Origin of the sequence: Streptomyces sp. NPDC001678 (assembly GCF_042892945.1) — a bacterium.
Classification (GTDB): Bacteria; Actinomycetota; Actinomycetes; order Streptomycetales; family Streptomycetaceae; genus Streptomyces.
On record NZ_JBIAUP010000005.1, the window covers coordinates 218,241 to 242,997 of the forward strand.

Consider the following 24,757-nt stretch of genomic DNA (forward strand, 5'->3'; position numbering starts at 1 on the left):
CCGCCGTGCGCCGGTTCGTCAGGCGCCGGCGGAACCTTCCTCAGGCGCCGACGGGCGCCAGCTTGTCGACGAGGCCCGGGTGGGCGTCGAGCCAGCGACGGGCCGACTCCTTCTCCTTGCCCTTGCCACCGTTCTGGATCTCCGCCTCCAGGGAGGAGAGGTCCTTCTCGGACATCTTGAAGTTCTTCACCCACTCCGCGATCTTCGGGAAGTCCTTGGCGAAGTCCTTCTTGCCGACGGCGTGGATCTGCTCGCCCTCGCCCCAGGCGCCCTTGGGGTCCTTGAGCTTCTTCAGCTCGTACTTCCCGTACGCCCAGTGCGGCGACCAGAGCGTGGTGACGATGGGCTCCTTCTTCTTCAGGGCCCGGTCGAGCTCGGCGAGCATCGTGGAGGTGGAGGACGAGACGACCTTGTACTCGCCGTCCAGGCCGTACTCCTTGAGCACCTTGTCGTTGAGCTTGCCCATCATGCCGGCGCTGGACTCGATGCCGACGATCTTCCCGCCGAACATCGAGGACTTGCCCTTGAGGTCGGCGAGCGAGTCGATGCCCTTGACGTAGGAGGGCACGGTCAGCTCCAGGGACGTCGGCCCGTACCAGGAGCCGAGGTCGGTGAGCTTGTCGCGGTAGCGGTCCATGTACTGCTGGTGGGTGGTGGGCAGCCAGGAGTCGAACTGGACGTCCATCTGCCCCTGGGCCAGCGCCGTGTACAGCGGTCCGGGGTCGAGCTGCTTGACCTCGGGCTTGTAGCCGCGCTCCTCCAGGATGTTCTGCCAGAGGTAGGTGGAGGCGACGGCCTCGTCCCAGGGGAAGTAGCCGAGCTTCACCGCACGGCCCTGGCCGACGCTCCCGCCCGCGGCGGCGGTCTGCCGTCCGTCGCCGTCGGCCAGGCGCATGCCGCCCGCGACGAGCGCGAGGACGACGACGCCGACGGCGGCGACGGCCGTGCCCGGCCGGTACCGCAGCACCTTGGTGGCGACGGCGGAACCCGCCGCGGCGTCGGCCTTGGCGGCGGCGCGGCGGCCCAGCGGGGAGACCCGCTTGCCGAGCGCGCCGGTCATCCGGTCCAGGTACATGGCGAGGACGACGACCGCGAGGCCGCTCTCCACACCGCCGCCGATGTCGACCTGGGTGACGGCCGCGTAGACCGACTCGCCCAGACCGCCCGCGCCCGCCATGCCGGCGATGACGACCATGGACAGCGCCAGCATGATCACCTGGTTGACGCCCGCCATGATGGTGGGCAGCGCCAGCGGAAGCTGGACGCGGACGAGGGTGTCGCGCGGGGTCGTACCGAAGGCCCGGGCGGCCTCGACCAGTTCCCCGTCGACCTGACGGATGCCGAGCTCGGTCATCCGCACACCGGGCGGCATCGAGAAGACGATGGTGGCGATCAGGCCGGGGATGGGCCCGATCGAGAAGAACATCACGCCGGGGATCAGATAGACGAAGGCGGGCATCGTCTGCATCAGGTCGAGGACCGGCCGCAGCGCCCCGCTCACCCGGCGGTCCCGGGCCGCCCAGATGCCCAGCGGCACGGCGAACAGCAGCGTGATGAGGCTGGCGACCAGGACGAGCGAGAGCGTCGCCATCGCCCGGTCCCACAGCCCGAAGGAGTCGATCACCGCGAGCCCGACGAAGGCGAGGACCGCGGCGGGCAGACCGCGCAGCCACCAGGCGACGACGGCGAGGATGCCGGCCATCAGCAGCGCCCCGGGCGCGCCGAGGGCGGCGTGGACGCCGTCGTACATGCCGTTCAGGACGGTGCTGATGACGTCGAAGAGCCAGGAGAGGTGGGACTGGAGCCAGCCGACGGCGGATTCCGCCCAGCCACCGAGATTGATCTCAGGCATGGGTGATCACCTCCGGCTCGGACGCCGGGGCAAGGGGAACGGAATCCTTTGGAGGCTGGTCGGCGTCCGGCTGGTCGGGGTTCGGCTGGTCGGCCAGGGCCGCCAGCAGGCCGTCGCGGGTGACGACGCCGGTCACCTCACCGCTGTCGTCGGTGACGGCGACGGGGGAACCGCTGCGGGAGAACGAGGAGAACAGCTCGGCCACGGGCGTCTCCGCGCTGACGGTCGTGGTGCCGTCCGGCACGGCGACCGTCGCCGCGCCCGCCACCGGCTCGGCCATGATCGAGCCGGCCGTGAGCACCCGGGAGCGGTCCACGTCCTGGATGAAGGAGGCCACGTAGTCGTTGGCGGGCCGGACGAGGATGTCCTCGGCGGTGCCGTTCTGCACGATGCGTCCGTCGCGCATGACCGCGATGCGGTCGCCCAGGCGCATGGCCTCGTTGAGGTCGTGGGTGATGAAGACGATCGTCTTCTTGAGCCGCTTCTGGAGGTCCAGCAGCTGGTCCTGCATGTCGCGGCGGATCAGCGGGTCCAGCGCGCTGAAGGACTCGTCCATCAGCAGCAGGTCGGCGTCGGTGGCCAGCGCGCGGGCGAGGCCGACGCGCTGCTGCATACCGCCGGACAGCTCGTCGGGCCAGGACGACTCCCAGCCCTTGAGCCCGGCCAGCTCCAGCGCCTCGGCGGCGCGCTCCAGCCGCTCGGCGCGCGGCACGCCGCGCACCTCCAGGCCGTAGGCGGCGTTCTCCAGCACGCTGCGGTGCGGGAAGAGGGCGAAGTGCTGGAAGACCATGCTGATGTTGTGCGAGCGCACCTCGCGCAGCCCGGCCGGGGACAGCCCGGTCAGGTCCCGGCCGTCGTAGAGGACGCGCCCGGACGTCGGCTCCAGGAGCCCGTTGAGCATGCGCAGCAAGGTGGACTTGCCGGAGCCCGAGAGGCCCATCACCACGAAGATCTGGCCGGCCTCGACCTCGAACGACGCGTCGATCACCGCCGCGGTGGTGCCGTCCGCGCGCAGCTCGTCGCGGCTCGCGCCGTCTTCGAGTCGCCGGACGGCGGCTTCGGGTCGTCTGCCGAACACCTTGTACAGGTGCTCGGCCTTCAGCCTGGACACATAAACCTCTCGGGTCGTACCTCGGCCACGCCCGTCCCCCTCGCAGGGCGCAGCCACTCCGGCCTCGCGCCTGCCCGGGGCCATTCGGCGCAAACGGAACAGTGATCCGGTTCACACACGGGCGGGGTGCGGTCACCGCGTGGACGCGGTGCGTGAGGGGGTGGCTGTCAGTGGGGTGCGGCATGATCGAGCCGTGACGCGACGCCTGATGCTCCTCGACACCGCTTCCCTCTATTTCCGCGCCTATTTCGGGGTGCCGGAGTCGGTGAAGGCCCCGGACGGCACGCCCGTGAACGCGGTGCGCGGCCTGCTGGACTTCATCGCCCGCCTGGTCCAGGACCACGAGCCCGACGATCTGGTCGCCTGCATGGACTTCGACTGGCGCCCGCAGTGGCGCGTCGAGCTGATTCCCAGCTATAAGGCGCACCGGGTGGCGGAGGAGGTCGAGGGCGGCCCCGACGAGGAGGAGACGCCCGACACGCTCTCCCCGCAGGTGCCCGTGATCGAGGACGTGCTGGACGCGATCGGCATCGCCCGCGTCGGCGCCGTCGGCTACGAGGCGGACGACGTGATCGGCACGCTGGCCGGCCGGGCGGCGGGCCCGGTGGACATCGTCACCGGCGACCGCGACCTCTTCCAGCTCGTCGACGACGCGCGCGGCGTGCGCGTGCTGTATCCGGTCAAGGGCATGGGCTCGCTCCAGGCCTTCGACGAGGCCGCGCTCCGTGAGAAGTACGGGGTGGACGGTCCCGGCTACGCGGATCTGGCCCTGCTGCGCGGCGACCCCAGCGACGGGCTGCCGGGCGTGCCGGGCATCGGTGAGAAGACGGCGGCGAAGCTGCTGGCCTCCTTCGGCGACCTGGCCGGGATCCTGGCGGCGGTCGAGGACCCGGCGGCGAAGATCAGCCCGGCGCAGCGCAAGCGGCTGGCCGAGGCGGGGCCGTATCTGGCGGTGGCGCCGAAGGTGGTCCGGGTGGCCGGGGACGTGCCGCTGGCTCCCTTCGACGCGGCGCTGCCGAGGGAGCCCCGGGACCCGGAGGTGCTGGAGGCGCTGGCGGAGCGCTGGGGGCTGGGCGGCTCGTTGCAGCGGCTGCTGAGCGCTCTGGGCGGATGAACTGTTAGGTTAGGCAGACCTAACTTTACGATCCGGGGATCAGGCCGGGAATCAGGGGAGACAGCCATGGCAGAGCGTCCCGTCCGCAAAGCGCCTCAGCTCACCCGCGCGCATGTGCTGCGCACGGAGCGGCTGACGCCGCACATGGTGCGTGTGGTCCTGGGCGGCGAGGAGCTCGCGGGGTTCGGCGCCGGGGAGTGCACGGACCACTATGTGAAGCTGCTCTTCCCCGTCGAGGGCGTGGCCTACCCCGAGCCCTTCGACATGGAGGTCATCCGCCGGGACCTGCCGCGCGAGGCGTGGCCCCGGACCCGTACGTACACCGTGCGCTCCTTCGACCGGGCCGCCCGGGAGCTGGTGATCGACTTCGTGGTGCACGGGGACGAGGGCCTGGCCGGCCCCTGGGCCGCGACGGCGGAGCCGGGCGCGGAGATCCGTATGCTCGGCCCCGGCGGCGCCTACGCCCCGGACCCCGCCGCCGACTGGCATCTGCTGGCCGGTGACGAGAGCGCGCTGCCCGCCATCGCCGCTTCCCTGGAGCGGATGCCGGAGGGCGCCGTCGTCCACGCGTTCGTCGAGGTCCCGGGCGAGGACGACAAGCAGAAGCTGGAGCTGCCGGACGGCGTCGAGGTCACCTGGCTGACGCGCGACGGCGCCCCGGTCGGCGCGGCCCTGGTCGAGGCCGTGCGGTCGCTCGCGTTCCCGGCGGGGGACGCCCATGTCTTCGTCCACGGCGAGGCGGGCTTCGTGAAGGAGCTGCGCCGCCATCTGCGCGTGGAGCGCGAGGTGCCGCGCGAGCGGCTGTCGATCTCCGGCTACTGGCGCCGGGGCCACGACGAGGACGGCTGGCAGGCCTCGAAGCGCGAGTGGAACCAGCAGGTCGAGGCCGAGCAGGAGAGCGGCGGGGCGGCCGGGGCCGCTGCCTGAGCCCTCCTCCGGCCGTACGCCTGACCGTACGTCACGGATATCCTCCCCGCATGAAACGTGCCCGGACAGCCCTGGCGTCGCTCACGCCCCTCGCCGCGGCGGCCCTCGTCCTGACGGCCGCCGCGCCGGGTTCCGCGCTTCCCCCGGATTCCCCCGATTCCTCGGACTCCGAGTCGTCCATAGCCGCCGCCGGGCCCACCCAGCGCGGCCGCGAGGTGGTCTTCACGGTCACCACCGGCCGGACCACGCTGGAGGCCCACGACGGCTATCTCACGGTCGAGTCGCCCGCCTTCGTCAAGAAGCTGACCCTCAAGGAGAAGCGCTTCCGGGAGGGCAAGAACGGCCAGTTGTACACCAGGGTCGCGGGCATGGTCCCCTGCGACCTCGCCCCCGGCACCTACCCCGTCGACCTCAAGGACGGCGGCGAGGAGGAGTCGGCCGAGTCCGTCGAACTGACCGTCGTCCCCGAGATGGACCCGGGCAACCGCGAGTTCTGCGACGGGCCGAGGGGCTACGACGAGATCGTCGACCGGACGAGCGAGACGGCACCGGACGAGGACGACGACGGCACCGAGGGCGTCTCCCTCGGCGAACTCGCCGCCGTCATCGCCGGCACGGCGACCCTGGCCGCGGTCCTGGCCTCGACGGCCACCTACCTGCTGACCCGGAAGCGGAACCGCCGGCGCGACGACGAGGGCGGGCCGAAGCCGGAGCCGGAGGACACGGCGCGTTAGGGGGCGCGTTCAGGCTGTCCATCGCGCGGCGCCCGTAATCCAAGGCAGCCCACTCCGCGCCGGAGGCGTCACGTCCCTCAAGGGACGCGCTGTCGCGGCGAACCGGGGGCCCACCCCCCAGGTTACGGATCACTCCTCTCCGCAGCCGCCCGCACCAGTCCCTCCATCACCCGCAAGTCGTCCCGTGCCTCCGGGTGCCACTGCACCCCCAGGGCGAAGCCCGAACGGTGGTCCGGGTACTCCAGGGCCTCCACCGTGCCGTCCTCCGCGAAGGCCGAGGCGACGAGGCCGGTGCCCAGACGGGCCACGGACTGGTGGTGGTGGGTGGCCACGTCCGTTGGGTCCCCGGCCAGGAGGGTGGCCGTGAGCGTGCCCGGGACCGGTTTGACCGGGTGGTCGGCGAAGGTGCCCGGTGCCGGGTTGTGGCCGTCGTGGCCCACCTCGTCCGGGAGGTGCTGGCAGAGGGTGCCGCCCGCGTGGACGTTCATCAGCTGCATGCCGCGGCAGATGCCGAGGACCGGGGTGCCGCTCGTCAGCGCGGCGTCCAGGAGGGCCAGCTCCCACGCGTCGCGCTCCGGGACGGGGGTTCCCGAGCGGGGGTGGGGGCGGGCGGCGTAGAGGGCGGGGTCGAGGTCGTCGCCGCCCGCGAGGACGAGGGCGTCCAGGCGGGACAGGACGGCGGGGGCCGCCGACGGGTCGTCCGGGGGGAGCATGACCGTCAGGCCACCCGCGCGTTGGACGTGTGCCGGGTACGCGGCGGGGAGGAGGGCGGCCGGCAGGTCCCAGGCCACGCCCCAGCGGGCCCGGGTGAGGTATGTGGTGACGCCGATGAGCGGCATTTTTTGGATCCCCTACCTTGCTCGTGCGGTCATTCTCGGGTCAGCTCCGCCTCCGCCGCCGCCAGGGCCGCGAACTCCTCCTCGGGCGCGCTCGCCACCAGCCGGTGCCGGCTGTAGAGGGCGAAGTAGCCGGCGGCGACCGCGTAGACGGCCAGGGCGATGAGCGCGGCCGTGACGTCGACCAGGAAGGTCGCCACCAGCGCCGCGCAGGCCAGGACGAAGGCCGTGGCCGAGGTGGCCACGCCGCCCGGGGTGCGGTAGGGGCGGGGCAGTTCCGGTTCGCGGCGGCGCAGGACGATGTGGGAGAGGGACATCAGCGCGTAGGAGATGGTGGCGCCGAAGACGGCCACGTTCAGCATCCGCGCCCCGTCGCCCGTGGCCGCGGCCAGGGTGAAGCCGATCGTGCCCGGGACGAGCAGCCCGAGCCAGGGGGCCTTGCGGCGGCTGGTGAGGGAGAGGACCCGGGGGAGGTAGCCGGCGCGGGAGAGGGCGAAGAGCTGACGGGATCCGGCGTAGATGAGGGAGAAGAAGGACGCGATCAGGCCCGCCAGGCCCGCGTAGTTGACGACCCTGGCCAGGGTGCGGCCCCCGCCGTCGGCGTCCAGGGCGGTGACGAGCGGATTGCCGGCCTCCCGGAGGGCGTTCGCGCCGCCCGCGCCGGTGGCGGCCAGGAAGGTGAGCAGGGCCAGGAGCAGCAGGATGCCCATGGACGTGGCCATGGCCCTCGGCAGCGTACGGGCCGGGTCGCGGGTCTCCTCGGCGGCCAGTGGCACGCCCTCGACGCCGAGGAAGAACCACATCCCGAACGGGAACGCCGCCCAGATGCCCAGCAGGCCGAACGGCAGCCAGGAGGACGAGCCGAAGGCGTGCGGGTCGGCCGGGATGTCGTCGAGGCGGGCGGTGTCGAAGTCCGTGAGGGCACCCACCGCGAAGACGAGCAGCGCCGCCACCGCCACGCCCGTCACCAGGAAGCTGAAGCGCAGGGCCTCGCCCACGCCCCACAGGTGGATGCCTATGAAGACGACGAAGCAGCACAAGTACACCGGCCAGCTCGACGTGAGGCCGAACAGGCGCAGGGATTCCACGTAGTCGCCGATGAAGATGGAGATGGCGGCCGGGGCCAGGACGTACTCGATGAGGATGGCCGTCCCCGTGAGGAACCCGCCCCAGGGGCCCAGGGCGCGGCGCGCGAAGCCGTAGCCGCCGCCCGCCGTGGGGAGGATCGCGGCGAGCTCGGCGAGGGCGAAGACCATGCACGTGTACATCAGGCCCATCAGCGCGGCGGCGACGGCGAGTCCGCCGAAACCGCCGTGCGCGAGGCCGAAGTTCCAGCCGGAGTAGTCGCCGGAGACGACATAGGCCACGCCCAGGCCGGTGAGGAGCAGCGGGCCCGCGCTGCCCCGGCGCAGGGAGCGCTTCTCCAGATAACCGGAGGAGGAGCCGGGGGAGGAGCCGGAGGAAGAGCCGGGGGAAACCGTGCGTTCGGCCATGGGCGCTCCTGACGGCGAGGTGTCCGGCAAAGGTTTCGCGCCATACCTTTGTGGTGCCGATGGGCGCCGCGCAACCCCTCTGCGTTAAACCGGGGTTACGAACCCGGTCCCCCTCACGCCAGGAAGCCCCGCAGCAGCGCCGCCGTGCCGTGGCAGTGCTCCCGCATGACCTCGCGCGCCCCGTCCGCGTCCCCCTCCAGCATCGCCTCCACCAGTGCGGTGTGCTGCCGCTGGGAGTGCTCCAGATTGCGCACCAGCAGCGGGATGCAGTCCAGCAGGTCGTTGACCGTGGCCCGCACGGCAGCGTACTGGGCGGCGAGCGTGGGGGACCCGGACAGTTCGGCCACGGTCAGATGGAACAGGGTGTCCCGGCGGCGGTAGTCGGCCAGTGGCGCGTCGTGCGTCGCGGCCAGCGCGGCGCGCAGCCGGGCGGCCCCCTCGCCGGTCGTCCCGTGCGCGGCGCACAGCCCCGCCGCCCCCACCTCCAGCACCTCGCGGAAGCGCAGCGCGTCCTCCACGTCCACCCCCGCCAGCCTGCGGCGCAGCTCGTCCTCGCCGGCCGTCGCCGGGCGGGGCAGCACGAACGTACCGCCGTAGCGGCCGCGCCGGCTCTCCACCAGACCCTGGTCCGCCAGGACCTTCAGCACCTCGCGCAGCGTCACCCGGCTGACCCGCAGCCGCTCGGACAACTCGCGTTCGGCCGGAAGCCGTTCGCCTTCCGCGACCAGGCCCAGCCGGATGACCTGGAGTATCTGCTCCAGCGTCTCCTCGAAGCCGTTGCCCGCGCGGACCGGGCGCAGCACCGGCGACAGCCGGTCCGTCACGCCGCTGTCCACGCTGCCGTTCACACTTCCGTTCATGGTCCCCCTTCCCAATCAATGGTCTACGGCCCTACCTTAAGACCCCCGGACGCACCGACAGGAGGCACACCGTGGCTGACCGCACGCCCCCGCTCACAGTCGACGAGCTGCGCCGGCTCGTGGATTCCGGGGAGGTCGACACCGTCGTCCTCGCCTTCACGGACATGCAGGGACGGCTCCAGGGAAAGCGGTTCGCCGCCCGGTTCTTCCTCGACGAGGTCCTCGAACACGGCACGGAGGGCTGCAACTACCTCCTGGCCGTGGACGTCGACCTCAACACCGTCGGCGGCTACGCCATGTCATCCTGGGAGCGCGGCTACGGCGACTTCGCCATGCGCCCGGACCTCACCACCCTGCGCCGCACGCCCTGGAACCCCGGTACCGCCCTCGTCACCGCCGACCTCGCCTGGCACGACGGCTCGCCCGTCCTCGCCTCGCCGCGCCAGATCCTGCGCCGCCAGCTGGACCGGCTGGCCGAGCACGGCTGGAGCGCGCACGTGGGTACGGAGCTGGAGTTCATCGTCTTCAAGGACAGCTACGAGGGCGCCTGGAACCGCGGCTACCGCGACATGACGCCCGCCAACCAGTACAACGCCGACTACTCCGTCCTCGGCACCGGCCGCGTCGAGCCCCTGCTGCGCCGCATCCGCAACGAGATGGGCGCGGCCGGCATGACCGTGGAGTCCGCCAAGGGGGAGTGCAACCTCGGCCAGCACGAGATCGCCTTCCGCTACGACGAGGCGCTCACCACCTGCGACCAGCACACCGTCTACAAGACCGGGGCCAAGGAGATCGCCGCCCAGGAGGGCATGGCGCTCACCTTCATGGCCAAGTACGACGAGCGCGAGGGCAATTCCTGCCACATCCACCTCTCGCTGCGCGACGAGGCCGGGCGCCCCGTCTTCGCGGGCGGTGGTGGTGACGGCGGTGGTGGCGACGGCCCGTACGGGATGTCGCGGATCATGCGGCACTTCCTCGCCGGACAGCTCGCCGCCCTACGGGAGTTCACCCTCCTCTACGCGCCGAACATCAACTCCTACAAGCGCTTCCGCCCCGGCTCCTTCGCCCCCACCGCCGTCGCCTGGGGACCCGACAACCGCACCTGCGCCCTGCGCGTCGTCGGCCACGGCCACTCGCTCCGTTTCGAGAACCGGCTGCCCGGTGGCGACGTCAACCCCTATCTGGCCGTCGCCGGCATGGTCGCCGCCGGGCTGTACGGCATAGAGCGGGAGCTGGAGCCACCGGAGGTCTGTACGGGCAACGCCTACCGGGGCGACGCCGCGCACGTGCCCGCGACCCTGCGGGAGGCCGCCGCCCTGTGGGAGGCGAGTCCCATGGCCAGGGCCGCGTTCGGCGACGAGGTCGTGGAGCACTACCTGAACATGGCGCGTGTCGAGCAGGACGCGTACGACACCGCCGTCACGGACTGGGAGCGGTACCGCTCCTTCGAGCGGATGTGACGCGCCACGTTGTGGGCAGGCGTTCCGCGGGGCGGAACGGGTGGGCACAACGCGACCACCGGCGTGCAGCCGCGTACGAACTGGCAACCCCGGCCGCGAGCGGCGGGGCGAACCGCAGGAGAGGACTTGCACGAGCTTCGCGTACTCAATCCGGCTACGGAAGAAGTCATCGCCACCGTCCCGGCGGCCACGTCGCAGGACGTCGACGCGGCAGTCCGCCGCGCCACCGGCGCCCAGCACCGCTGGGCCGCCCTCGCCCCCGGCGACCGGGCCCGGCAGCTGCGCCGCTTCGCCGACGCGGTCGACGCGCACCTGGAGGAGCTCGCCCAGCTGGAGGTCCGCGAGGCGGGCCACCCGATCGGGAACGCCCGCTGGGAGGCCGGGAACGTCCGCGACCTGCTGGAGTACGCCGCCGGGGGAGTGGAACGGCTGACCGGCGCCCAGATCCCCGTACCCGGCGGGCTCGACGTCACCTTCCACGAACCGCTCGGCGTCGTCGCCGTCATCGCCCCGTGGAACTTCCCGATGCCCATCGCCGCCTGGGGCCTGGCCCCCGCGCTGGCCGCCGGGAACGCCGTCGTCCTCAAGCCCGCCGAGACCACCCCGCTCACCGCGCTCCGCCTCGCCGCCCTCGCCCTGGAAGCGGGGCTTCCGGAAGGGCTGTTCCAGGTGCTCCCGGGCGCGGGCCCGGTGGCGGGGGACGCGCTCGTCCGCCACCCCGGCGTCGCCAAGGTCGTCTTCACCGGCTCCACCGCCGTCGGCAGGAGCATCATGGCCGCCTGCGCGGAGCAGGTGAAGCGGGTGACGCTCGAACTCGGCGGCAAGAGCCCCAACATCGTCTTCGCCGACGCCGACATCGAGCGCGCCGCGGCCGCTGCCCCGGACTCCTTCCTCGACAACACCGGCCAGGACTGCTGCGCCCGTAGCCGCGTCCTCGTCCAGCGGTCCGTGTACGACCGCTTCCTGGAGCTGCTGGAACCGGCCGTGAAGTCCTTCACCGTGGGCGACCCCACCGACCCGGCCACGCGGATGGGCCCGCTGATCTCCGCCGCGCACCGCGAGCGCGTACGGTCGTACGTCCCCGAGAGCGCCCCGGCCCTATTCCGCGGTGAGGTGCCCTCCGGCAAGGGCTACTGGTACCCCGCGACCGTGCTCGAAGCGGCCCCCGGCGACCGGGTGGCCGTGGAGGAGGTCTTCGGGCCGGTCGCCGTCGTCATCCCCTTCGAGGACGAGGCCGAGGCGGTACGGCTCGCCAACGCCACCGACTACGGGCTGTCCGGCTCGGTGTGGACCCGGGACGTCTCCCGTGCCCTGCGGGTCTCCCGGGCCGTCGCCGCCGGCAACCTCTCCGTCAACTCCCACAGCAGCGTCCGCTACTGGACCCCCTTCGGGGGCTTCAAGCGGTCCGGTCTCGGCCGGGAGCTGGGCCCCGGCGCGCTCGCCGCGTTCACCGAGACCAAGAACGTGTTCGTCGCCATCGACCCGCTGACCGACCCTCTTGAGGAGAGCAAGTGACCGACCAGCAAGCCGTCTGCCGCCGCCTCGTCGGCCGCACCGCCGTCGTCACCGGAGCAGGCAGCGGCATCGGCCTGGCCAGCGCCCGGCGGCTCGCCTCCGAAGGCGCCCACGTCGTCTGCGCCGACATCGACGAGAACGCGGGCAAGGCCGCGGCCGACGAGGTCGGCGGGCTCTTCGTCCGGACCGACGTCACCGACCCCGGGCAGGTCGAGGCGTTGTTCCAGGCGGCGTACGAGACCTATGGGTCCGTCGACATCGCCTTCAACAACGCCGGGATCTCCCCGCCCGAGGACGACTCCATCCTCACCACCGGCCTCGACGCCTGGAAGCGGGTCCAGGAGGTCAACCTCACCTCCGTCTACCTCTGCTGCAAGGCCGCCCTGCCCCATATGCGGCGGCAGGGCCGGGGCTCGATCATCAACACCGCCTCCTTCGTCGCCGTGATGGGCGCCGCCACCTCGCAGATCAGCTACACCGCCTCCAAGGGCGGTGTGCTGGCGATGTCCCGCGAGCTCGGGGTGCAGTTCGCCCGCGAGGGCATCCGGGTCAACGCGCTGTGCCCGGGGCCGGTGAACACCCCGCTGCTCAAGGAACTGTTCGCCAAGGACCCGGAGCGCGCGGCGCGCCGGCTGGTGCACGTGCCCGTGGGACGGTTCGCCGAGCCGGAGGAGATCGCGGCCGCCGTCGCCTTCCTGGCCAGCGACGACTCGTCCTTCGTGAACGCCGCCGAGTTCCTCGTGGACGGAGGCATCGCGGGGGCCTATGTGACGCCGCTGTAGGGTCCATGATCAGCAGCCGGAAACCGGCCGACCGGTCCAGGACCCGGACCTGGACCTGGACCCGTCGGCCGGTCCCCGCCTATGTCCCGTCCGTCACACGTACCAAAGAGAGCACATGCGCACCACGTCCGCCATAGTCGTCGGCCTTGCCACCGCCGCCGCCCTCGCCGCCGCGCCCGTCCCCGCCGGCGCGGCCACCACCCACGACCGCGCCCCCCGCGCGAACTGTCCCCGGCTCGACCCCAAGCTCCCCTGGTACGGCGACAACCGCGCCAAGCTCCAGAAGATGATCGACGAGCGCGGCACCTGCTCCGGCAAGCGCGGCCCGCGCCCCGTCGCGGCCTTCGACTGGGACAACACCGTCGTCAAGAACGACATCACGGACGCGACCCTCGCCTGGGCCCTGAAGCACGACAAGATCCTGCGGCCCGGGCACTGGACGGACACCAACGCCTTCCTGACCCCCGCCGCGGACAAGGCGCTCACCAAGGCCTGCGGCACGGCCGTCCGCGTCGGGCATCCGCTGCCCACCTCGAAGAACACCGCCTGCGCCGACGAGATCTTCGAGATCCGCGAGAAGTCGAAGACCATGGCGGGCGAGGACGCCTTCGCCGGCGACTGGAACCACCGCCGCACGGTCCCCGGCTACGCCTGGATCCCGCAGCTGTTCGCCGGCCACACCCCGGCCGCGCTCACCTCCTTCGCCCGCCAGGCCCGCGCCGAGCAGCTCGCCGCGCCCGTCGGCGCGACGCAGAAGGTCGGCACCCACACCCTCGCCGGGTACGTGCGCTACTACGACCAGCAGAAGGACCTCATCCGTACGCTCAAGGCGGCCGGTTTCGACGTCTACATCATCTCCGCCTCCTCCGAGCCGATCGCCGAGGCCTGGTCGGACGGGGTGGGCCTCGACCGCAAGCACACCATCGGCATCCGCAACGTCACCAAGCACGGCCGTCTGACCACCGCCGTCAAGGGCTGCGGCGGCGTCGAGACCGGCCGCGGCGACGCCCTGCCGTACATGGACGGCAAGCGCTGCATGATCAACCAGGAGATCTTCAAGATCAAGGGCGCCGCCGCCTGGAAGCAGCAGGACCCGGCCCACCGCATCGCCCTCGGCGCGGGCGACGCCGACACCGATGTGACGTTCGTGAACGACGCGACCGGTGCGCACGTCGCCATCAACCGCAACAAGTCCGAGCTGATGTGCCGTGCGTTCGACGACGCCGACGGCCGCTGGGTGGCCAACCCGATGTTCATCGACCCGATGCCGCGCAAGTCCGGTACGTACCCGTGCTCGACCACGGGAGCCACGACCGCCGACGGCTCCAAGGTGCCGGTGCGGCGTGCCGACGGCAGTGTGATCCCGGATCAGGTGGACAAGGCGTTCTGATCTGACGGGTCATCCGCCGGGTGATCCGGCGGATTGAGGGAACGTTTCCTCGGGCAGGTTCCGTCGCCAGGGTGATTTTCGCTGCGGAGGTGTCCGGACATGCCCGAGACGATGCTCGCCGGACGGCTCGACCTGCGGTCGGGCCGTTTCGCCGTCGAGGAGGTACCCGTCCCCGAACCCGGCCCCGGCCAGGTCCGGGTCGCGGTGCGGGCGGCGGGCATCTGCCTGTCCGACGTCCACCTCGTCGACGGCGAGCTCAAGCCCGCGTTCGCCCGCACCGGGAAGGTCACGCTCGGCCATGAGACCGCCGGGGTGATCGACGCCCTCGGCCCGGACGTCCCCGTGCCCTGGGCCGAGGGGCAGCGCGTCCTGCTCCAGGCGGGGGAGCGCTGCGGGGAGTGCGCCGGGTGCGTCCGCTACGAGCCGTGCCGGGCGGTCCGTACGCGCGGCGTCGACTACGACGGCGGGTGGGCCGAGTATGCCCTCGCCACCCACCACACGCTCGTCCCGGTCCCCGACGGCCTCCCCTTCGAGCAGGCGGCCGTCATCCCCGACGCCGTCTCCACGCCCTGGGCCGCCATCACCACCACCGGGCGCGTGCGCTCCGCCCGCCCCGCCGGCGTCTGGGGCGTCGGCGGGCTCGGCGCGCACGCGGTGCAGTTGCTGCGGCTGGCCGGGGCGGCGCCGATCGTCGCCGTCGACCCGCTGGAGAGCGCCCGGCGGCGGGCCCTGGACTTCGGCGCCGACCTCGCCCTGGACGCCGGTGCGCCGGACGTGCGCGAGCGGATCCTGGAGGCCACCGGAGGGCTGGGGCTCGACCTCGCCCTCGACACGGCGGGTGTGCCGGCCGTTCGTGATCAGGCCGTGCGCTGTCTGGGGCGGGGTGGGCGGCTTGTGCTCGTCGGCATCGCCCCTGGTCCGCTGACCCTCGCCGACAGCGCCGCTCTCATCTTTCGGGAGCAGCAGGTGCTCGGGCACTACGGGTCGGCGCCCGCGCACGTCGACGAGCTCGTCGTGCTCGCCCGCCTGGGGCGGCTGGACCTCGGACGGTCCATCAGCGGCACCCTGCCCCTGGCGGAGGCGGCGGCCGGCGTGGAACGGCTGCGGAAGAAGGACGGGGATCCGGTCCGGCTGATCCTGGTGCCGTGAGGCTCCCACGGCGGCGAGCCCGGAAAGCCCACCGAACCCCGCGCGGGAGGCGCCGGTCACAGGAACGTGCGGCCCTCGCCCCGGTATGTGGGAACCGTGTCCACCACCCTGTCGCCCTCGACGAGGTGGAGCTCCGCGAAGCGCTCGCACAGCTCGCCCGCCTTGGCGTGCCGGAACCACACCCGGTCGCCGATCAGCAGGTCGTCGGTGGGGTGGCCCAGCAGCGGGGTCTGCACCTCGCCGGCGCCCTCCTGGTTCGCCAGCCGCAGCCCCGCCGGCAGGTACGGGACCGGCAGCCGGTCCCGTCCGGCCGCGCCCGACGCGGGGTAGCCCCCGCCCAGGACCGTCACCACGCCCACCCCGGGCCGGCGCACCACGGGCAGCGCGAACAGCGCGGCCGGACGGGCGGTGAAGGACGAGTAGCCGTCGAACAGCCGCGGCGCGTACAGCCCCGACCCGGCGGCGATCTCCGTCACCGCCTCCTCGGCCGCCGTGTGCTGCACACTGCCCGTCCCGCCGCCGTTGACGAACTCCAGTTCCACCACGTCCCGTACCGCCCGTACGGCCTCCGCGCGCAGGGCCGCCACCCGCTCCCGGGCCACGGACTGCATCAGGCGGATCGCCCGGGAGCGGAGGGGGCGCCCGGCCACCGTGTCTCCCACGCCCGCCACATGCGCCTCATAGGCCATCAGGCCCACCAGGCGGAATCCCGGACGGCGGTCCACGGCCCTGGCCAGCTCCGCCAGTTCGCCCGGATCGCTCAGCGGCGACCGCAATGCCCCGATCCGTAACCGGCCGCCCAGCATCCGCAGCGAGACGTCCAACTCCAGGCAGACCCGGACCTCCTCACGCCCCGTCCGGGCCGCCTCCACCACCGCCAGCTGCGCCGGGTCGTCCACCATCACCGTCACGGCGGCGGCGAGCTTGGGGTCCGAAGTCAGTTCGGCGAAGGCCGAGCGGTCCGCCGACGGGTACGCCACCAGTACGTCCGGAATCCCCGAACGCGCCAGCCACAGCGCCTCGGCGAGGGTGTAGGCCAGCACGCCCGCGAAGCCCTCCCGCGCCAGCACCCGCTCCAGCAGCGCCCGGCACCGCACGGATTTGCTCGCCACTCGTACCGGTTTGCCCCCCGCCCTCCGCACCAGATCGGCGGCATTGGCATCGAACGCCCCGGTATCGACCACCGCGAGGGGAGCGTCCAGATGGGCGGTGGCCCGGTCGTAACGCGCTCTGTCGGACGACATGGCGGGCAGCCTGCCAGAGCCGGATTCCGCTGACCAGGGTTCGGGCCCGGGCGAATGGCACCCGTCGCGTCGCGCACCGTAAAGTGGCGCGCACACCACGGCCTTCGGGCCGGCGGCGGATGTGGCGGAAGTCCGACATACGGCGGTACGACCGGCCGGCTCGCGAGGGGGAGCGCAGGTTGAGCACCGAAGCGGAACCCATGCCGCCGCCTCCCGCCCCCCACTGGGCACCCCCGCCGCCCCCGCTCCCGCCCCCCGTTCCCGTACCGCCCCCGCCCGCGCGGGGCGCCGGACGCGCCGCCACGGCCGCCGTCAGCCTGGTCCTCGGGCTCGGCCTCATAGCCGGGGCCGTGACCGGGAGTTGCCTGGCCGCAGGCCCGGGCGACGGCTCGGCCGCCGAGGCCGCCTACACCCGCGGCGCCACGCTCTGGCGCGGCCTGTCCGTCGACCGGATCTTCCCGGCCGTCGTCCACCGGGACGCGGCCGGACCCGGCGGCGCCCCACGCGAGTGGACCCGGCTGGGCGTCGCCCCCGACAGCGGCTGCGCCGACGCCTTCGACCCCCTCCTCGCCACCGCCCTGGCCCCCGTCGGCTGCGCCCGGCTGCTGCGCGCCACCTACGCGGACGCCACGTCCTCCCATGTGACGACCGTCGGCCTGCTCGTCACGGACGCGGACGCGGCGGGCATGCGCGCCCTGCGCCGCCGGTTCGCCGACGAACACCTCGACGAGCGCGCCGATCTGATGCCCCGCCCCCTCGCGCTCCGGGACACGCCCGCCGCGCGCTTCGGCGACGCGCAGCGCGCCAGCTGGCACATCGCCGTCATGACGGACGTGCCCGTCGTCGTCTACGCCGTCACCGGCTTCGCCGACGGCCGTACGGGCACCCGGCCGCTGCCCGCCGTCCGGGCGGTCGTCCCCGGCGCCACCGAGGCCCCGGCGGAGGCGGGCCTCGGCCATGACGCGACGACCCTCGCGGAGGAAGTGGAGCGCGCCTACCGCGACGCCGCGCGCCGGCCGGCGGGCCGGGAGGCCGGCCGATGAGGCGTCCGCGCCGGGCCCTGGCCGCGCTGGCCGCCGGGACCGCCCTCGCCGTGCTCGTCGCCGCCCCGGCCCGGGCGGACGCCATAAGGGCGCAGGAGTGGGCGCTCGACGCCCTCCACGTCCAGGACGTCTGGCGGACGACCAAGGGCGCCGGGATCACCGTCGCCGTGCTCGACACGGGCGTCGACGACGGCCACCCGGACCTGCGGGGACGGGTCCTGCCGGGCAAGGACCTGATCGGCTTCGGCGCCGGGCCGGGCGACCGCGCCTGGGCCCGGCACGGCACCGCCATGGCCGGGATCATCGCCGGCCGGGGGCACGGCGAGGACGACGCCGACGGGATCACCGGCGTCGCCCCCGAGGCGAGGATCCTCCCGGTGCGGGTGATCCTCGAGGACAGCGACCCCGCCCGCGCCAAGGCCCGGGGAGCGCGCGGCAGCGCCCTCGCGGACGGCATCCGCTGGGCCGCCGACCACGGCGCCGACGTGATCAACCTGTCCCTGGGCGACGACAGCGACACCGCCCACCCCGAGCCGCGCGAGGACGCGGCCGTGCAGTACGCCCTCGCCAAGGGAGCCGTCGTCGTCGCCTCCGCGGGCAACGGCGGCGAGCACGGCGACCACGTCTCCTACCCGGCGGCCTACCCGGGCGTGATCGCCGTGACGGCCGTCGACCGCTACGGCGGCCGTGCCTCCTTCTCCACCCGCCGCTGGTACGCCACCGTCAGCGCGCCCGGCGTCGACGTGGTCATCGCCGACCCCGACCGGCGCTACTACGAGGGCTGGGGGACGAGCGCGGCCTCCGCCTTCGTCTCCGGGGCCGTGGCGCTTCTGCGCGCCGCCCGGCCGGGGCTGAGCCCGGCACGGGTCCGCGAGCTGCTGACCGAGACCGCGCGGGACCGGCCGGAGGGCGGGCGCGACGACGAGGTGGGCGCGGGGATGGTGGATCCGGCGGCGGCGATCGAGAAGGCGGGACGGGAGACGGTGGCCGCCCGGCGGGCGGCGCCCGCGGTGCCGCGCTACTTCGGCGGCGGGCCGGGAGCCGCGCCGGACCCTGCCGACGGGGGCGGGCCGGGTCTGTCGGCGCTGGTCGCGGGCGGTGCGGGGGTGCTGCTGCTCGTGGTGTCGGCGGTGCTGCGGCGCCGGCGGCCGGAGGCTGCTCCCGCCCAGTCCGGCCCCTTCCCGTAACCGGGGCTCCGGCGGGGAAACCCCACCCGATACGCTCAAGCCGTGGCGCTCAAGAACATCCCGGACTCCCAGTTCTCCGACGACGACGGCTCCGCCGACCCCGCTCTCGCCGAGGCGCTCGCCGCCTGGGCGGCGGACCGCTCGGCCGAGGCCGAGCGGCGGGTGCTGGCCGCCCTGCCGGGCACCCGGCTGCTCGTGCCCGTGGTGGCCGTGCTCGGCGAGGTGGAGACCGGGCCCGACGGGCTCAAGCGCGAGAAGTCCAGCGACATGGCCGTACCGACGCTCCAGGCGCCGGACGGGCGCCGCGCGCTGCCCGCGTTCACCTCGACCGGCACCCTCGCCCGCTGGCGCGCGGACGCCCGGCCCGTGGCCGTGCCGCTGCACCAGGCGCTCCGGGCCGCCGCGCACGAGAAGGCGGACACCATCGTGCTGGACCTGGCCGGTCCCGTGACCTACCCGCTGACCGGCGCCGCCCTGCTGGCGCTGGCCGAGGGGCGCGACAGCGCGGACCCGCTGGCCGACCCCGCCGTCACCGGCGCCCTGCGGGGCGTCCTCGCGGCCGAGCCCGGCGTGCTGCGGGCGCACCTCACCCCGTCCGGCGAGGCCGACGGCACGCTGGCGCTGGTCCTCGCCGAGGGCGCGGCGGCCGGTGACGTGGTGCGCCGGGTCGCCGAGGGGCTGGCCGCCGACGAGGTGCTGCGGGCCCGGCTGGTGCGGGGCCTGGACCTCGCCCTGCTGCCCGCGGCGGCGCACGTCCCGGGAGAGGCGCTCTTCAGCCGCTAGCCGGGCCACCGGCCGCGGCCGTCCCGACAGGCGCTCCCGGGGATACCGTCCGACAATTTCACGAGGACGGTCCACGAGATCCTCAGGAGGTCGCCATGGACGCCCTGAAGAACGTGAAGCCGGCCCTGGCCAATCTGGACCCGGTGAAGACCAGGACCGCCGCTTCCGAGTTCCTCGGAACCCTGCTGCTGGTGCTGTTCGCGGTGGGCTCCGTGGTCCTCGCGGCCGACTACATCGGCGTGGTCGGCATCGCCCTGTCGTTCGGCTTCACTCTTCTGGCCCTGGTGTACGCCTTGGGGCCGGTGTCGGGCTGCCACCTCAACCCGGCGGTGACGCTCGGGCTGCTGCTGGAGCGCCGCATCACGATCCACACGGCCATCGAGTACTGGATCGCCCAGCTGGTGGGCGGCATCGTCGGCGCGGCGATCCTCTTCCTGATCGCCAAGCAGGTGCCCGGGATCAAGACCGACGGGACGTTCGGCAGCAACGGCTACGCGGACCGTTCGGCCGTGCACATCAACACCGGTGGCGCGTTCCTCGCGGAGGTCGTCCTGACCTTCCTGCTGGTGTTCGTGGTGCTCGCGGTGACCCACCGGGTCGCCGTCGTGGGCTTCGGCGGGCTGGCCATCGGCCTGGCGCTGGCGGTGGACCACCTGGTCGGCGTCCCGCTGACCGGCACCTCGGTCAACCCCGCCCGTAGCATCGGCCCGGCGCTCTTCGCGGGCGGCGCGGCCCTCTCCCAGCTGTGGCTGTTCATCATCGCCCCGCTGGTCGGCGGCGCCCTCGCCTCGTACGCCCACCGGGTCACCCACCCGCCGCACGGCGTCGCCATGCTCGCGGACGAGCTCGCGGCGCCCGAGCCGCTGGCGGGTACGGGCGAGGGCCGGCCCGACCGGCCGCACTACGGCGGCCCGGCCTGAACCGGCCCTCGACGGAAAATCCCTACGCGTACACGGGTCCGGTGAACTTCTCACCGGGCCCCTGGCCCGGCTCGTCCGGGACGACGGACGCCTCGCGGAAGGCCAGCTGGAGCGACTTCAGGCCGTCGCGCAGCGGGGCCGCGTGGAAGTTGCTGACCTCGGTGGCGCTCGCGGTGACCAGCCCGGCGAGCGCGGTGATCAGCTTGCGGGCCTCGTCGAGGTCCTTGTGCCGCTCGCCGTCCTCGGCGAGGCCGAGGTTGACCGCCGCCGCGCTCATCAGGTGCACCGCGACCGTGGTGATCACCTCGACGGCGGGGACGTCCGCGATGTCGCGGGTCATGGTGTCGAAGTCGGGGGTGGGGTTCTCCCCGCTGGTGGGGGTCGCGTCGCTCATGGCGCACACGATACGTCCCGGTGCCGGATCGGTCCGCCACCGGCCGGTACGCCCGGTTAGCACGTCTGCTCCCCACCTGCTATCGTCGGTAAACGACCGGCTGAGCACATCAGTGTGCCCGGCCCACAAGTGGAGCTCCGTTCTCCCACCTTGCCGACCATGGGTCGGCAGGTCTCCGGTCAGGCGGTAGCCATCGTTCCGTACGGACGATGGAGCTGCCCGATAGCGCCCCGCGGCTTGCCGTGGCGGTGTTCCGGTATGGAGCCCCGCCTGTGCCCGTCGGGGCATTTTTCATGTGCCGGCGCGGTTGGTCTTTACGAAAAGACGTTGCGCGGCGGCCCACGAGGGCGTCGCGTGGTGCTACCGAGGAGGCCCCATCAGCGCCGAGCCCCGCATCAACGACCGGATCCGTGTCCCCGAGGTGCGACTTGTCGGTCCCAGCGGCGAGCAGGTAGGCATCGTGCCGCTTGCCAAGGCCCTGGAGCTTGCGCAGGAGTACGACCTCGACCTGGTCGAGGTGGCGGCGAACGCACGCCCGCCGGTCTGCAAGCTCATGGACTACGGGAAGTTCAAGTACGAGTCGGCCATGAAGGCCCGTGAGGCGCGCAAGAACCAGGCGCACACGGTCATCAAGGAGATGAAGCTCCGGCCGAAGATCGACCCGCACGACTATGACACCAAGAAGGGTCACGTCGTCCGGTTCCTCAAGCAGGGCGACAAGGTCAAGATCACGATCATGTTCCGTGGCCGTGAGCAGTCCCGCCCCGAGCTGGGCTACCGACTGCTTCAGCGCCTCGCGGAAGACGTCCAGGACCTGGGTTTCGTCGAGTCGAACCCCAAGCAGGACGGCCGAAACATGATCATGGTTCTCGGTCCGCACAAGAAGAAGACCGAGGCGATGGCCGAAGCCCGCGAGGCCCAGGCCGCCCGCAAGGCGGAGCGCCAGGGTGGAACCACCGCGGACGTGGACGCCCCCGAGGAGCCCGCAGAGGCGTGATCCCGGGGCCTCGCGGCCCTGGTGCTCACTCCGGGGCGTCCCCCGCTCCGGACAGCAATCAACAGTTGACGCTTCACCGCGCCCCCCACAGGGCCGTGGAGTGCCACCGACGAGGAGAGAACGGCGCTATGCCGAAGAACAAGTCGCACAGCGGTGCCAAGAAGCGCTTCAAGGTCACCGGCTCCGGCAAGGTGCTGCGTGAGCGCGCTGGCAAGCGCCACCTGCTCGAGCACAAGTCGTCCCGCCTGACGCGTCGCCTCACCGGCAACGCCGAGATGGCCCCGGCCGACGCCAAGAAGATCAAGAAGCTTCTCGGCATGTGACATTCGGCCTCGCGCCGAATGTCCACACCGGGACCCAATCGTTTTCGGGTCGTGTGAGAACCCACCACGGCCCCGCTACAAGGAGTTAACAAGTGGCACGCGTCAAGCGCGCAGTCAATGCGCACAAGAAGCGCCGGGCGATCCTCGAGCAGGCCAGCGGCTACCGCGGTCAGCGGTCGCGTCTGTACCGCAAGGCCAAGGAGCAGGTCACCCACTCCCTGGTCTACAACTACAACGACCGCAAGAAGCGCAAGGGCGACTTCCGTCAGCTGTGGATCCAGCGCATCAACGCCGCTGCCCGCCAGAACGGCATGACGTACAACCGCCTCATCCAGGGTCTGAAGGCCGCCAACATCGAGGTGGACCGCAAGATGCTGGCCGAGCTCGCGGTCAACGACATGAACGCGTTCGCCGCGCTCGTCGAGGTCGCGCAGAAGGCCCTGCCGGCCGACGTCAACGCGCCGAAGGCCGCCGCCTGATCCAGGCGCCGCAAGGCACCGTCCGGACCCGCAGGCCCCCGGCCTGCGGGTCCGCTCGCGTCCGGGCCCCGGTACGGGGTGTGACCGGACGCCCACCGCACCTCCGCTACCGAAAGTGAGCCCATGGCGGCCCCCGAGCTGACCTCCCTGCGATCGCCCCGTGTCATCGCGGCCCGCCGTCTCGCCAAGCGCGGCTTCCGCAGCAAGGAACGCCGCTTCATCGCGGAGGGACCGCAGTCCGTCCGCGAGGCCGTCGACCACCTCATCGAGGTGTACGTGACGCCGGACGCCGCCGAGCGCCACGCCGACATCGTCGCCGCCGCCCACGCCGCCGGGGTGCCCGTGCTCACCGCGACGGACGAGGTCATCGCGGAGATGTCCGACACCGTCACCCCGCAGGGCATCGTCGGCCTGTGCCGCTTCCTGGACTCGCCCTTCGAGGAGATCCTGGCCGGCCGGCCCCGGCTGGTCGCCGTCCTCGCGCACGTCCGCGACCCCGGCAACGCCGGTACGGTCCTGCGCTGCGCGGACGCCGCGGGCGCCGACGCCGTCGTGCTGACCGACGCCTCGGTGGACCTCTACAACCCCAAGTCGGTGCGGGCCTCCGTGGGCTCCCTCTTCCACCTGCCGGTGGCCGTGGGCGTCCCCGTCGAGCAGGCCGTCGCGGGCCTGAAGGCCGCCGGGGCGCGGATCCTGGCCGCCGACGGCGCCGGCGACAAGGACCTGGACGAGGAGCTGGACCAGGGCGCCATGGGCGGGCCCAGCGCCTGGATCTTCGGCAACGAGGCCTGGGGCCTGCCGGAGGAGACCCGGGCGCTCGCCGACGCCGTGGTGCGCGTCCCGATCCACGGAAAGGCCGAGAGCCTCAACCTCGCCACGGCCGCCGCGGTGTGCCTCTACGCCTCCGCCCGTGCGCAGCGCGCGTCCGGAGGGTGCCGCTCCGTGACCTCCAGCTAGTAGGGTGGCGCTCCGGGGGTCGGGAGGGGGTGCGGGTCGATGAACGTCAGGACGTCCGGGAGCGTGGTGGCCGGCACATGCCCGGCCGCCTCCATGGGCTCCCCGGGACCGGCCGCCGCCCTCCACGCCGACGACCTGCCCGACGGGCTGGTCGTCGCCGACGCCACCGGCCGGATCACCTGCTTCAACGCCGCCGCGGCCCGGATCACCGCCGTGCGCCCGGGCGACGCCCTCGGCCGGCAGCTGGACGGCGCCCTGCCGCTGGAGGATCTGGACGGCCGCCGCTGGTGGGCCGTGACCGACCCCTACGGCGGGCTCGCCACCCGCACCGGCCAGCCCGAGCGCAATCTGCTGCTGCCCGGCGGCCGCCAGGTGCTGGTCTCCGCCCGCTACGTCCGCGAGCGGCCCGGCGGGCCGGTGGTGCGCGTGGTGGTCCAGCTGCGCGGCACCGAGGCGCGCCGGCGCACCGAGCGCAGCCACGCCGAGCTGATCGCCACCGTCGCCCATGAGCTGCGCTCCCCGCTGACCTCCGTCAAGGGCTTCACGGCCACGCTGCTGGCCAAGTGGGAGCGGTTCACCGACGACCAGAAGCGGCTGATGCTGGAGACGGTCGACGCCGACGCCGACCGGGTCACCCGGCTGATCGCCGAGCTGCTGGACATCTCACGGATCGACTCCGGCCGCCTGGAGGTGCGCCGGCAGCCGGTCGACATGGCCGCCGCCGTCCGACGGCACGTGGCGAGCTACACCCGGGCCGGGATGCGGCCCGAGCGGTTCGAGATCAAGGTCGCCGATTCGCTGCCCGCGCTCTGGGCGGATCCGGACAAGGTCGACCAGGTGCTGGGCAACCTCCTGGAAAACGCCGTGCGCCACGGCGAGGGAGTCGTCACCATAGAAGTGACACCAGCACTGATGAAGGTCCACGCGGAGGGGACGGCGGTCACCGTGAGCGATGAGGGCCCCGGCATCCCGGAGGAGTCGATGGCCCGCGTCTTCACCCGCTTCTGGCGGGGCAGCAAGCGCGGCGGCACCGGCCTCGGGCTGTACATCGTCAAGGGCATCATCGACGCCCACGGCGGGACGATCACGGTGGGGCGGGCGGCCCACGGCGGCGCCCAGTTCCGATTTACCCTGCCCGTGGGCGCCCCGGCCTTCCTCACCCAGGCCTGAGCCGCGCCCACGGGCTCATCCGGATCGCGCGGCCCCT

General features: G+C 72.9%; 24 protein-coding genes. 17 read left to right on the top strand and 7 right to left on the bottom strand.

Annotated features, from left to right (window positions below; genetic code table 11):
• Window positions 1-40: 40 nt before the first annotated feature.
• Window positions 41-1,852 carry an ABC transporter permease/substrate binding protein gene (locus ACFYZR_RS12780; protein ID WP_391909045.1) on the bottom strand — a complete coding sequence of 604 codons (1,812 nt, stop codon included), beginning with the start codon at window positions 1,850-1,852 and terminating at the stop codon, window positions 41-43.
• Entirely contained in the window at window positions 1,845-2,963 is a 1,119-nt protein-coding gene (locus tag ACFYZR_RS12785) for a glycine betaine/L-proline ABC transporter ATP-binding protein (protein ID WP_391909048.1), read from the bottom strand. Before ACFYZR_RS12785 ends, ACFYZR_RS12780 begins: the two co-directional genes overlap by 8 nt.
• A gap of 208 nt (window positions 2,964-3,171) precedes the next feature.
• Here ACFYZR_RS12785 and ACFYZR_RS12790 point away from each other — a divergent pair, with 208 nt between their 5' ends.
• The 3 genes from ACFYZR_RS12790 (at window position 3,172) to ACFYZR_RS12800 (ending at window position 5,738) form a co-directional block, all read left to right on the top strand.
• On the top strand, window positions 3,172-4,077 hold the full coding sequence (locus tag ACFYZR_RS12790) for a 5'-3' exonuclease H3TH domain-containing protein (protein WP_391909795.1): 906 nt from the start codon (window positions 3,172-3,174) through the stop codon (window positions 4,075-4,077).
• 66 nt (window positions 4,078-4,143) lie between these two features.
• The gene (locus ACFYZR_RS12795; RefSeq protein ID WP_391909051.1) at window positions 4,144-5,004 is read left to right on the top strand and encodes a siderophore-interacting protein; all 861 of its coding nucleotides are present in this window, start codon (window positions 4,144-4,146) and stop codon (window positions 5,002-5,004) included.
• 50 nt (window positions 5,005-5,054) lie between these two features.
• A complete protein-coding gene (locus ACFYZR_RS12800; protein WP_391909054.1) occupies window positions 5,055-5,738 on the top strand; it encodes a hypothetical protein in 684 nt (227 codons plus the stop codon).
• Between the two features lie 122 nt (window positions 5,739-5,860).
• Here ACFYZR_RS12800 and ACFYZR_RS12805 read toward each other — a convergent pair whose 3' ends face one another.
• The 3 genes from ACFYZR_RS12805 to ACFYZR_RS12815 form a co-directional block, all read right to left on the bottom strand.
• Complete coding sequence (locus tag ACFYZR_RS12805; protein ID WP_391909056.1) at window positions 5,861-6,577, bottom strand: gamma-glutamyl-gamma-aminobutyrate hydrolase family protein; 717 nt, start codon at window positions 6,575-6,577, stop codon at window positions 5,861-5,863.
• Between the two features lie 29 nt (window positions 6,578-6,606).
• Window positions 6,607-8,067, bottom strand: a complete 1,461-nt coding sequence (eat, locus tag ACFYZR_RS12810) for an ethanolamine permease (RefSeq protein WP_391909059.1) — start codon at window positions 8,065-8,067, stop codon at window positions 6,607-6,609.
• 113 nt (window positions 8,068-8,180) lie between these two features.
• Complete coding sequence (locus ACFYZR_RS12815; RefSeq protein ID WP_391909062.1) at window positions 8,181-8,927, bottom strand: FadR/GntR family transcriptional regulator; 747 nt, start codon at window positions 8,925-8,927, stop codon at window positions 8,181-8,183.
• A gap of 71 nt (window positions 8,928-8,998) precedes the next feature.
• Between ACFYZR_RS12815 and ACFYZR_RS12820 the strand changes: the two genes are divergently transcribed.
• The 5 genes from ACFYZR_RS12820 (at window position 8,999) to ACFYZR_RS12840 (ending at window position 15,223) form a co-directional block, all read left to right on the top strand.
• Window positions 8,999-10,387, top strand: coding sequence for a glutamine synthetase family protein (locus ACFYZR_RS12820; protein WP_391909065.1), 1,389 nt, complete (start codon window positions 8,999-9,001; stop codon window positions 10,385-10,387).
• A 126-nt stretch (window positions 10,388-10,513) separates the two neighbouring features.
• Entirely contained in the window at window positions 10,514-11,902 is a 1,389-nt protein-coding gene (locus ACFYZR_RS12825) for an aldehyde dehydrogenase family protein (RefSeq protein ID WP_391909068.1), read from the top strand.
• On the top strand, window positions 11,899-12,684 hold the full coding sequence (locus ACFYZR_RS12830) for a 3-oxoacyl-ACP reductase (protein WP_391909071.1): 786 nt from the start codon (window positions 11,899-11,901) through the stop codon (window positions 12,682-12,684). Before ACFYZR_RS12825 ends, ACFYZR_RS12830 begins: the two co-directional genes overlap by 4 nt.
• A 115-nt stretch (window positions 12,685-12,799) precedes the next feature.
• Window positions 12,800-14,074 (top strand): haloacid dehalogenase-like hydrolase, encoded by a 1,275-nt coding sequence (locus ACFYZR_RS12835; RefSeq protein WP_391909073.1) that lies wholly within the window; start codon window positions 12,800-12,802, stop codon window positions 14,072-14,074.
• Between the two features lie 99 nt (window positions 14,075-14,173).
• Window positions 14,174-15,223 carry a zinc-binding dehydrogenase gene (locus ACFYZR_RS12840; RefSeq protein ID WP_391909076.1) on the top strand — a complete coding sequence of 350 codons (1,050 nt, stop codon included), beginning with the start codon at window positions 14,174-14,176 and terminating at the stop codon, window positions 15,221-15,223.
• A 56-nt stretch (window positions 15,224-15,279) separates the two neighbouring features.
• On the opposite strand, the gene ACFYZR_RS12845 is transcribed toward ACFYZR_RS12840, so the two are convergent.
• Complete coding sequence (locus ACFYZR_RS12845; protein WP_391909079.1) at window positions 15,280-16,467, bottom strand: amino acid deaminase/aldolase; 1,188 nt, start codon at window positions 16,465-16,467, stop codon at window positions 15,280-15,282.
• Window positions 16,468-16,646: 179 nt separating this feature from the next.
• Here ACFYZR_RS12845 and ACFYZR_RS12850 point away from each other — a divergent pair, with 179 nt between their 5' ends.
• The 4 genes from ACFYZR_RS12850 to ACFYZR_RS12865 all read left to right on the top strand — a co-directional run bounded on the left by ACFYZR_RS12850 (window position 16,647) and on the right by ACFYZR_RS12865 (window position 20,400).
• Window positions 16,647-17,510, top strand: coding sequence for a hypothetical protein (locus ACFYZR_RS12850; RefSeq protein ID WP_391909081.1), 864 nt, complete (start codon window positions 16,647-16,649; stop codon window positions 17,508-17,510).
• The gene (mycP, locus tag ACFYZR_RS12855) at window positions 17,507-18,697 is read left to right on the top strand and encodes a type VII secretion-associated serine protease mycosin (protein WP_391909084.1); all 1,191 of its coding nucleotides are present in this window, start codon (window positions 17,507-17,509) and stop codon (window positions 18,695-18,697) included. The genes ACFYZR_RS12850 and mycP overlap by 4 nt, the downstream gene beginning before the upstream one ends.
• 42 nt (window positions 18,698-18,739) lie before the next feature.
• Window positions 18,740-19,480, top strand: a complete 741-nt coding sequence (locus tag ACFYZR_RS12860; RefSeq protein WP_391909086.1) for an SseB family protein — start codon at window positions 18,740-18,742, stop codon at window positions 19,478-19,480.
• 95 nt (window positions 19,481-19,575) lie between these two features.
• Complete coding sequence (locus ACFYZR_RS12865) at window positions 19,576-20,400, top strand: MIP family channel protein (protein ID WP_391909090.1); 825 nt, start codon at window positions 19,576-19,578, stop codon at window positions 20,398-20,400.
• Window positions 20,401-20,422: 22 nt separating this feature from the next.
• Here ACFYZR_RS12865 and ACFYZR_RS12870 read toward each other — a convergent pair whose 3' ends face one another.
• Window positions 20,423-20,794 (bottom strand): DUF1844 domain-containing protein, encoded by a 372-nt coding sequence (locus tag ACFYZR_RS12870; RefSeq protein ID WP_126913404.1) that lies wholly within the window; start codon window positions 20,792-20,794, stop codon window positions 20,423-20,425.
• A gap of 307 nt (window positions 20,795-21,101) precedes the next feature.
• Between ACFYZR_RS12870 and infC the strand changes: the two genes are divergently transcribed.
• From infC to ACFYZR_RS12895, 5 genes are all read left to right on the top strand, one after another.
• Complete coding sequence (gene infC / locus ACFYZR_RS12875) at window positions 21,102-21,791, top strand: translation initiation factor IF-3 (RefSeq protein ID WP_391909093.1); 690 nt, start codon at window positions 21,102-21,104, stop codon at window positions 21,789-21,791.
• Between the two features lie 128 nt (window positions 21,792-21,919).
• Window positions 21,920-22,114 carry a 50S ribosomal protein L35 gene (gene rpmI, locus ACFYZR_RS12880; RefSeq protein WP_126913401.1) on the top strand — a complete coding sequence of 65 codons (195 nt, stop codon included), beginning with the start codon at window positions 21,920-21,922 and terminating at the stop codon, window positions 22,112-22,114.
• Between the two features lie 92 nt (window positions 22,115-22,206).
• The gene (gene rplT / locus ACFYZR_RS12885; RefSeq protein WP_229356600.1) at window positions 22,207-22,593 is read left to right on the top strand and encodes a 50S ribosomal protein L20; all 387 of its coding nucleotides are present in this window, start codon (window positions 22,207-22,209) and stop codon (window positions 22,591-22,593) included.
• Window positions 22,594-22,716: 123 nt separating this feature from the next.
• Window positions 22,717-23,550, top strand: coding sequence for a TrmH family RNA methyltransferase (locus tag ACFYZR_RS12890; protein WP_391909097.1), 834 nt, complete (start codon window positions 22,717-22,719; stop codon window positions 23,548-23,550).
• A gap of 93 nt (window positions 23,551-23,643) precedes the next feature.
• Window positions 23,644-24,720 carry an ATP-binding protein gene (locus ACFYZR_RS12895; RefSeq protein ID WP_391909798.1) on the top strand — a complete coding sequence of 359 codons (1,077 nt, stop codon included), beginning with the start codon at window positions 23,644-23,646 and terminating at the stop codon, window positions 24,718-24,720.
• Window positions 24,721-24,757 lie beyond the last annotated feature (37 nt).

What these genes read in the sequence shown, in the direction of transcription:
- ACFYZR_RS12780 (WP_391909045.1), bottom strand. Translation starts at nt 1,852, where the DNA reads ATGCCTGAGATCAATCTCGGTGGCTGGGCGGAATCCGCCGTCGGCTGG.
- ACFYZR_RS12790 (WP_391909795.1), top strand. Translation starts at nt 3,172, where the DNA reads ATGCTCCTCGACACCGCTTCCCTCTATTTCCGCGCCTATTTCGGGGTG.
- ACFYZR_RS12795 (WP_391909051.1), top strand. Translation starts at nt 4,144, where the DNA reads ATGGCAGAGCGTCCCGTCCGCAAAGCGCCTCAGCTCACCCGCGCGCAT.
- ACFYZR_RS12800 (WP_391909054.1), top strand. Translation starts at nt 5,055, where the DNA reads ATGAAACGTGCCCGGACAGCCCTGGCGTCGCTCACGCCCCTCGCCGCG.
- ACFYZR_RS12805 (WP_391909056.1), bottom strand. Translation starts at nt 6,577, where the DNA reads ATGCCGCTCATCGGCGTCACCACATACCTCACCCGGGCCCGCTGGGGC.
- eat (WP_391909059.1), bottom strand. Translation starts at nt 8,067, where the DNA reads ATGGCCGAACGCACGGTTTCCCCCGGCTCTTCCTCCGGCTCCTCCCCC.
- ACFYZR_RS12815 (WP_391909062.1), bottom strand. Translation starts at nt 8,927, where the DNA reads ATGAACGGAAGTGTGAACGGCAGCGTGGACAGCGGCGTGACGGACCGG.
- ACFYZR_RS12835 (WP_391909073.1), top strand. Translation starts at nt 12,800, where the DNA reads ATGCGCACCACGTCCGCCATAGTCGTCGGCCTTGCCACCGCCGCCGCC.
- ACFYZR_RS12840 (WP_391909076.1), top strand. Translation starts at nt 14,174, where the DNA reads ATGCCCGAGACGATGCTCGCCGGACGGCTCGACCTGCGGTCGGGCCGT.
- ACFYZR_RS12845 (WP_391909079.1), bottom strand. Translation starts at nt 16,467, where the DNA reads ATGTCGTCCGACAGAGCGCGTTACGACCGGGCCACCGCCCATCTGGAC.
- mycP (WP_391909084.1), top strand. Translation starts at nt 17,507, where the DNA reads ATGAGGCGTCCGCGCCGGGCCCTGGCCGCGCTGGCCGCCGGGACCGCC.
- ACFYZR_RS12865 (WP_391909090.1), top strand. Translation starts at nt 19,576, where the DNA reads ATGGACGCCCTGAAGAACGTGAAGCCGGCCCTGGCCAATCTGGACCCG.
- ACFYZR_RS12870 (WP_126913404.1), bottom strand. Translation starts at nt 20,794, where the DNA reads ATGAGCGACGCGACCCCCACCAGCGGGGAGAACCCCACCCCCGACTTC.
- rpmI (WP_126913401.1), top strand. Translation starts at nt 21,920, where the DNA reads ATGCCGAAGAACAAGTCGCACAGCGGTGCCAAGAAGCGCTTCAAGGTC.
- ACFYZR_RS12890 (WP_391909097.1), top strand. Translation starts at nt 22,717, where the DNA reads ATGGCGGCCCCCGAGCTGACCTCCCTGCGATCGCCCCGTGTCATCGCG.
- ACFYZR_RS12895 (WP_391909798.1), top strand. Translation starts at nt 23,644, where the DNA reads ATGGGCTCCCCGGGACCGGCCGCCGCCCTCCACGCCGACGACCTGCCC.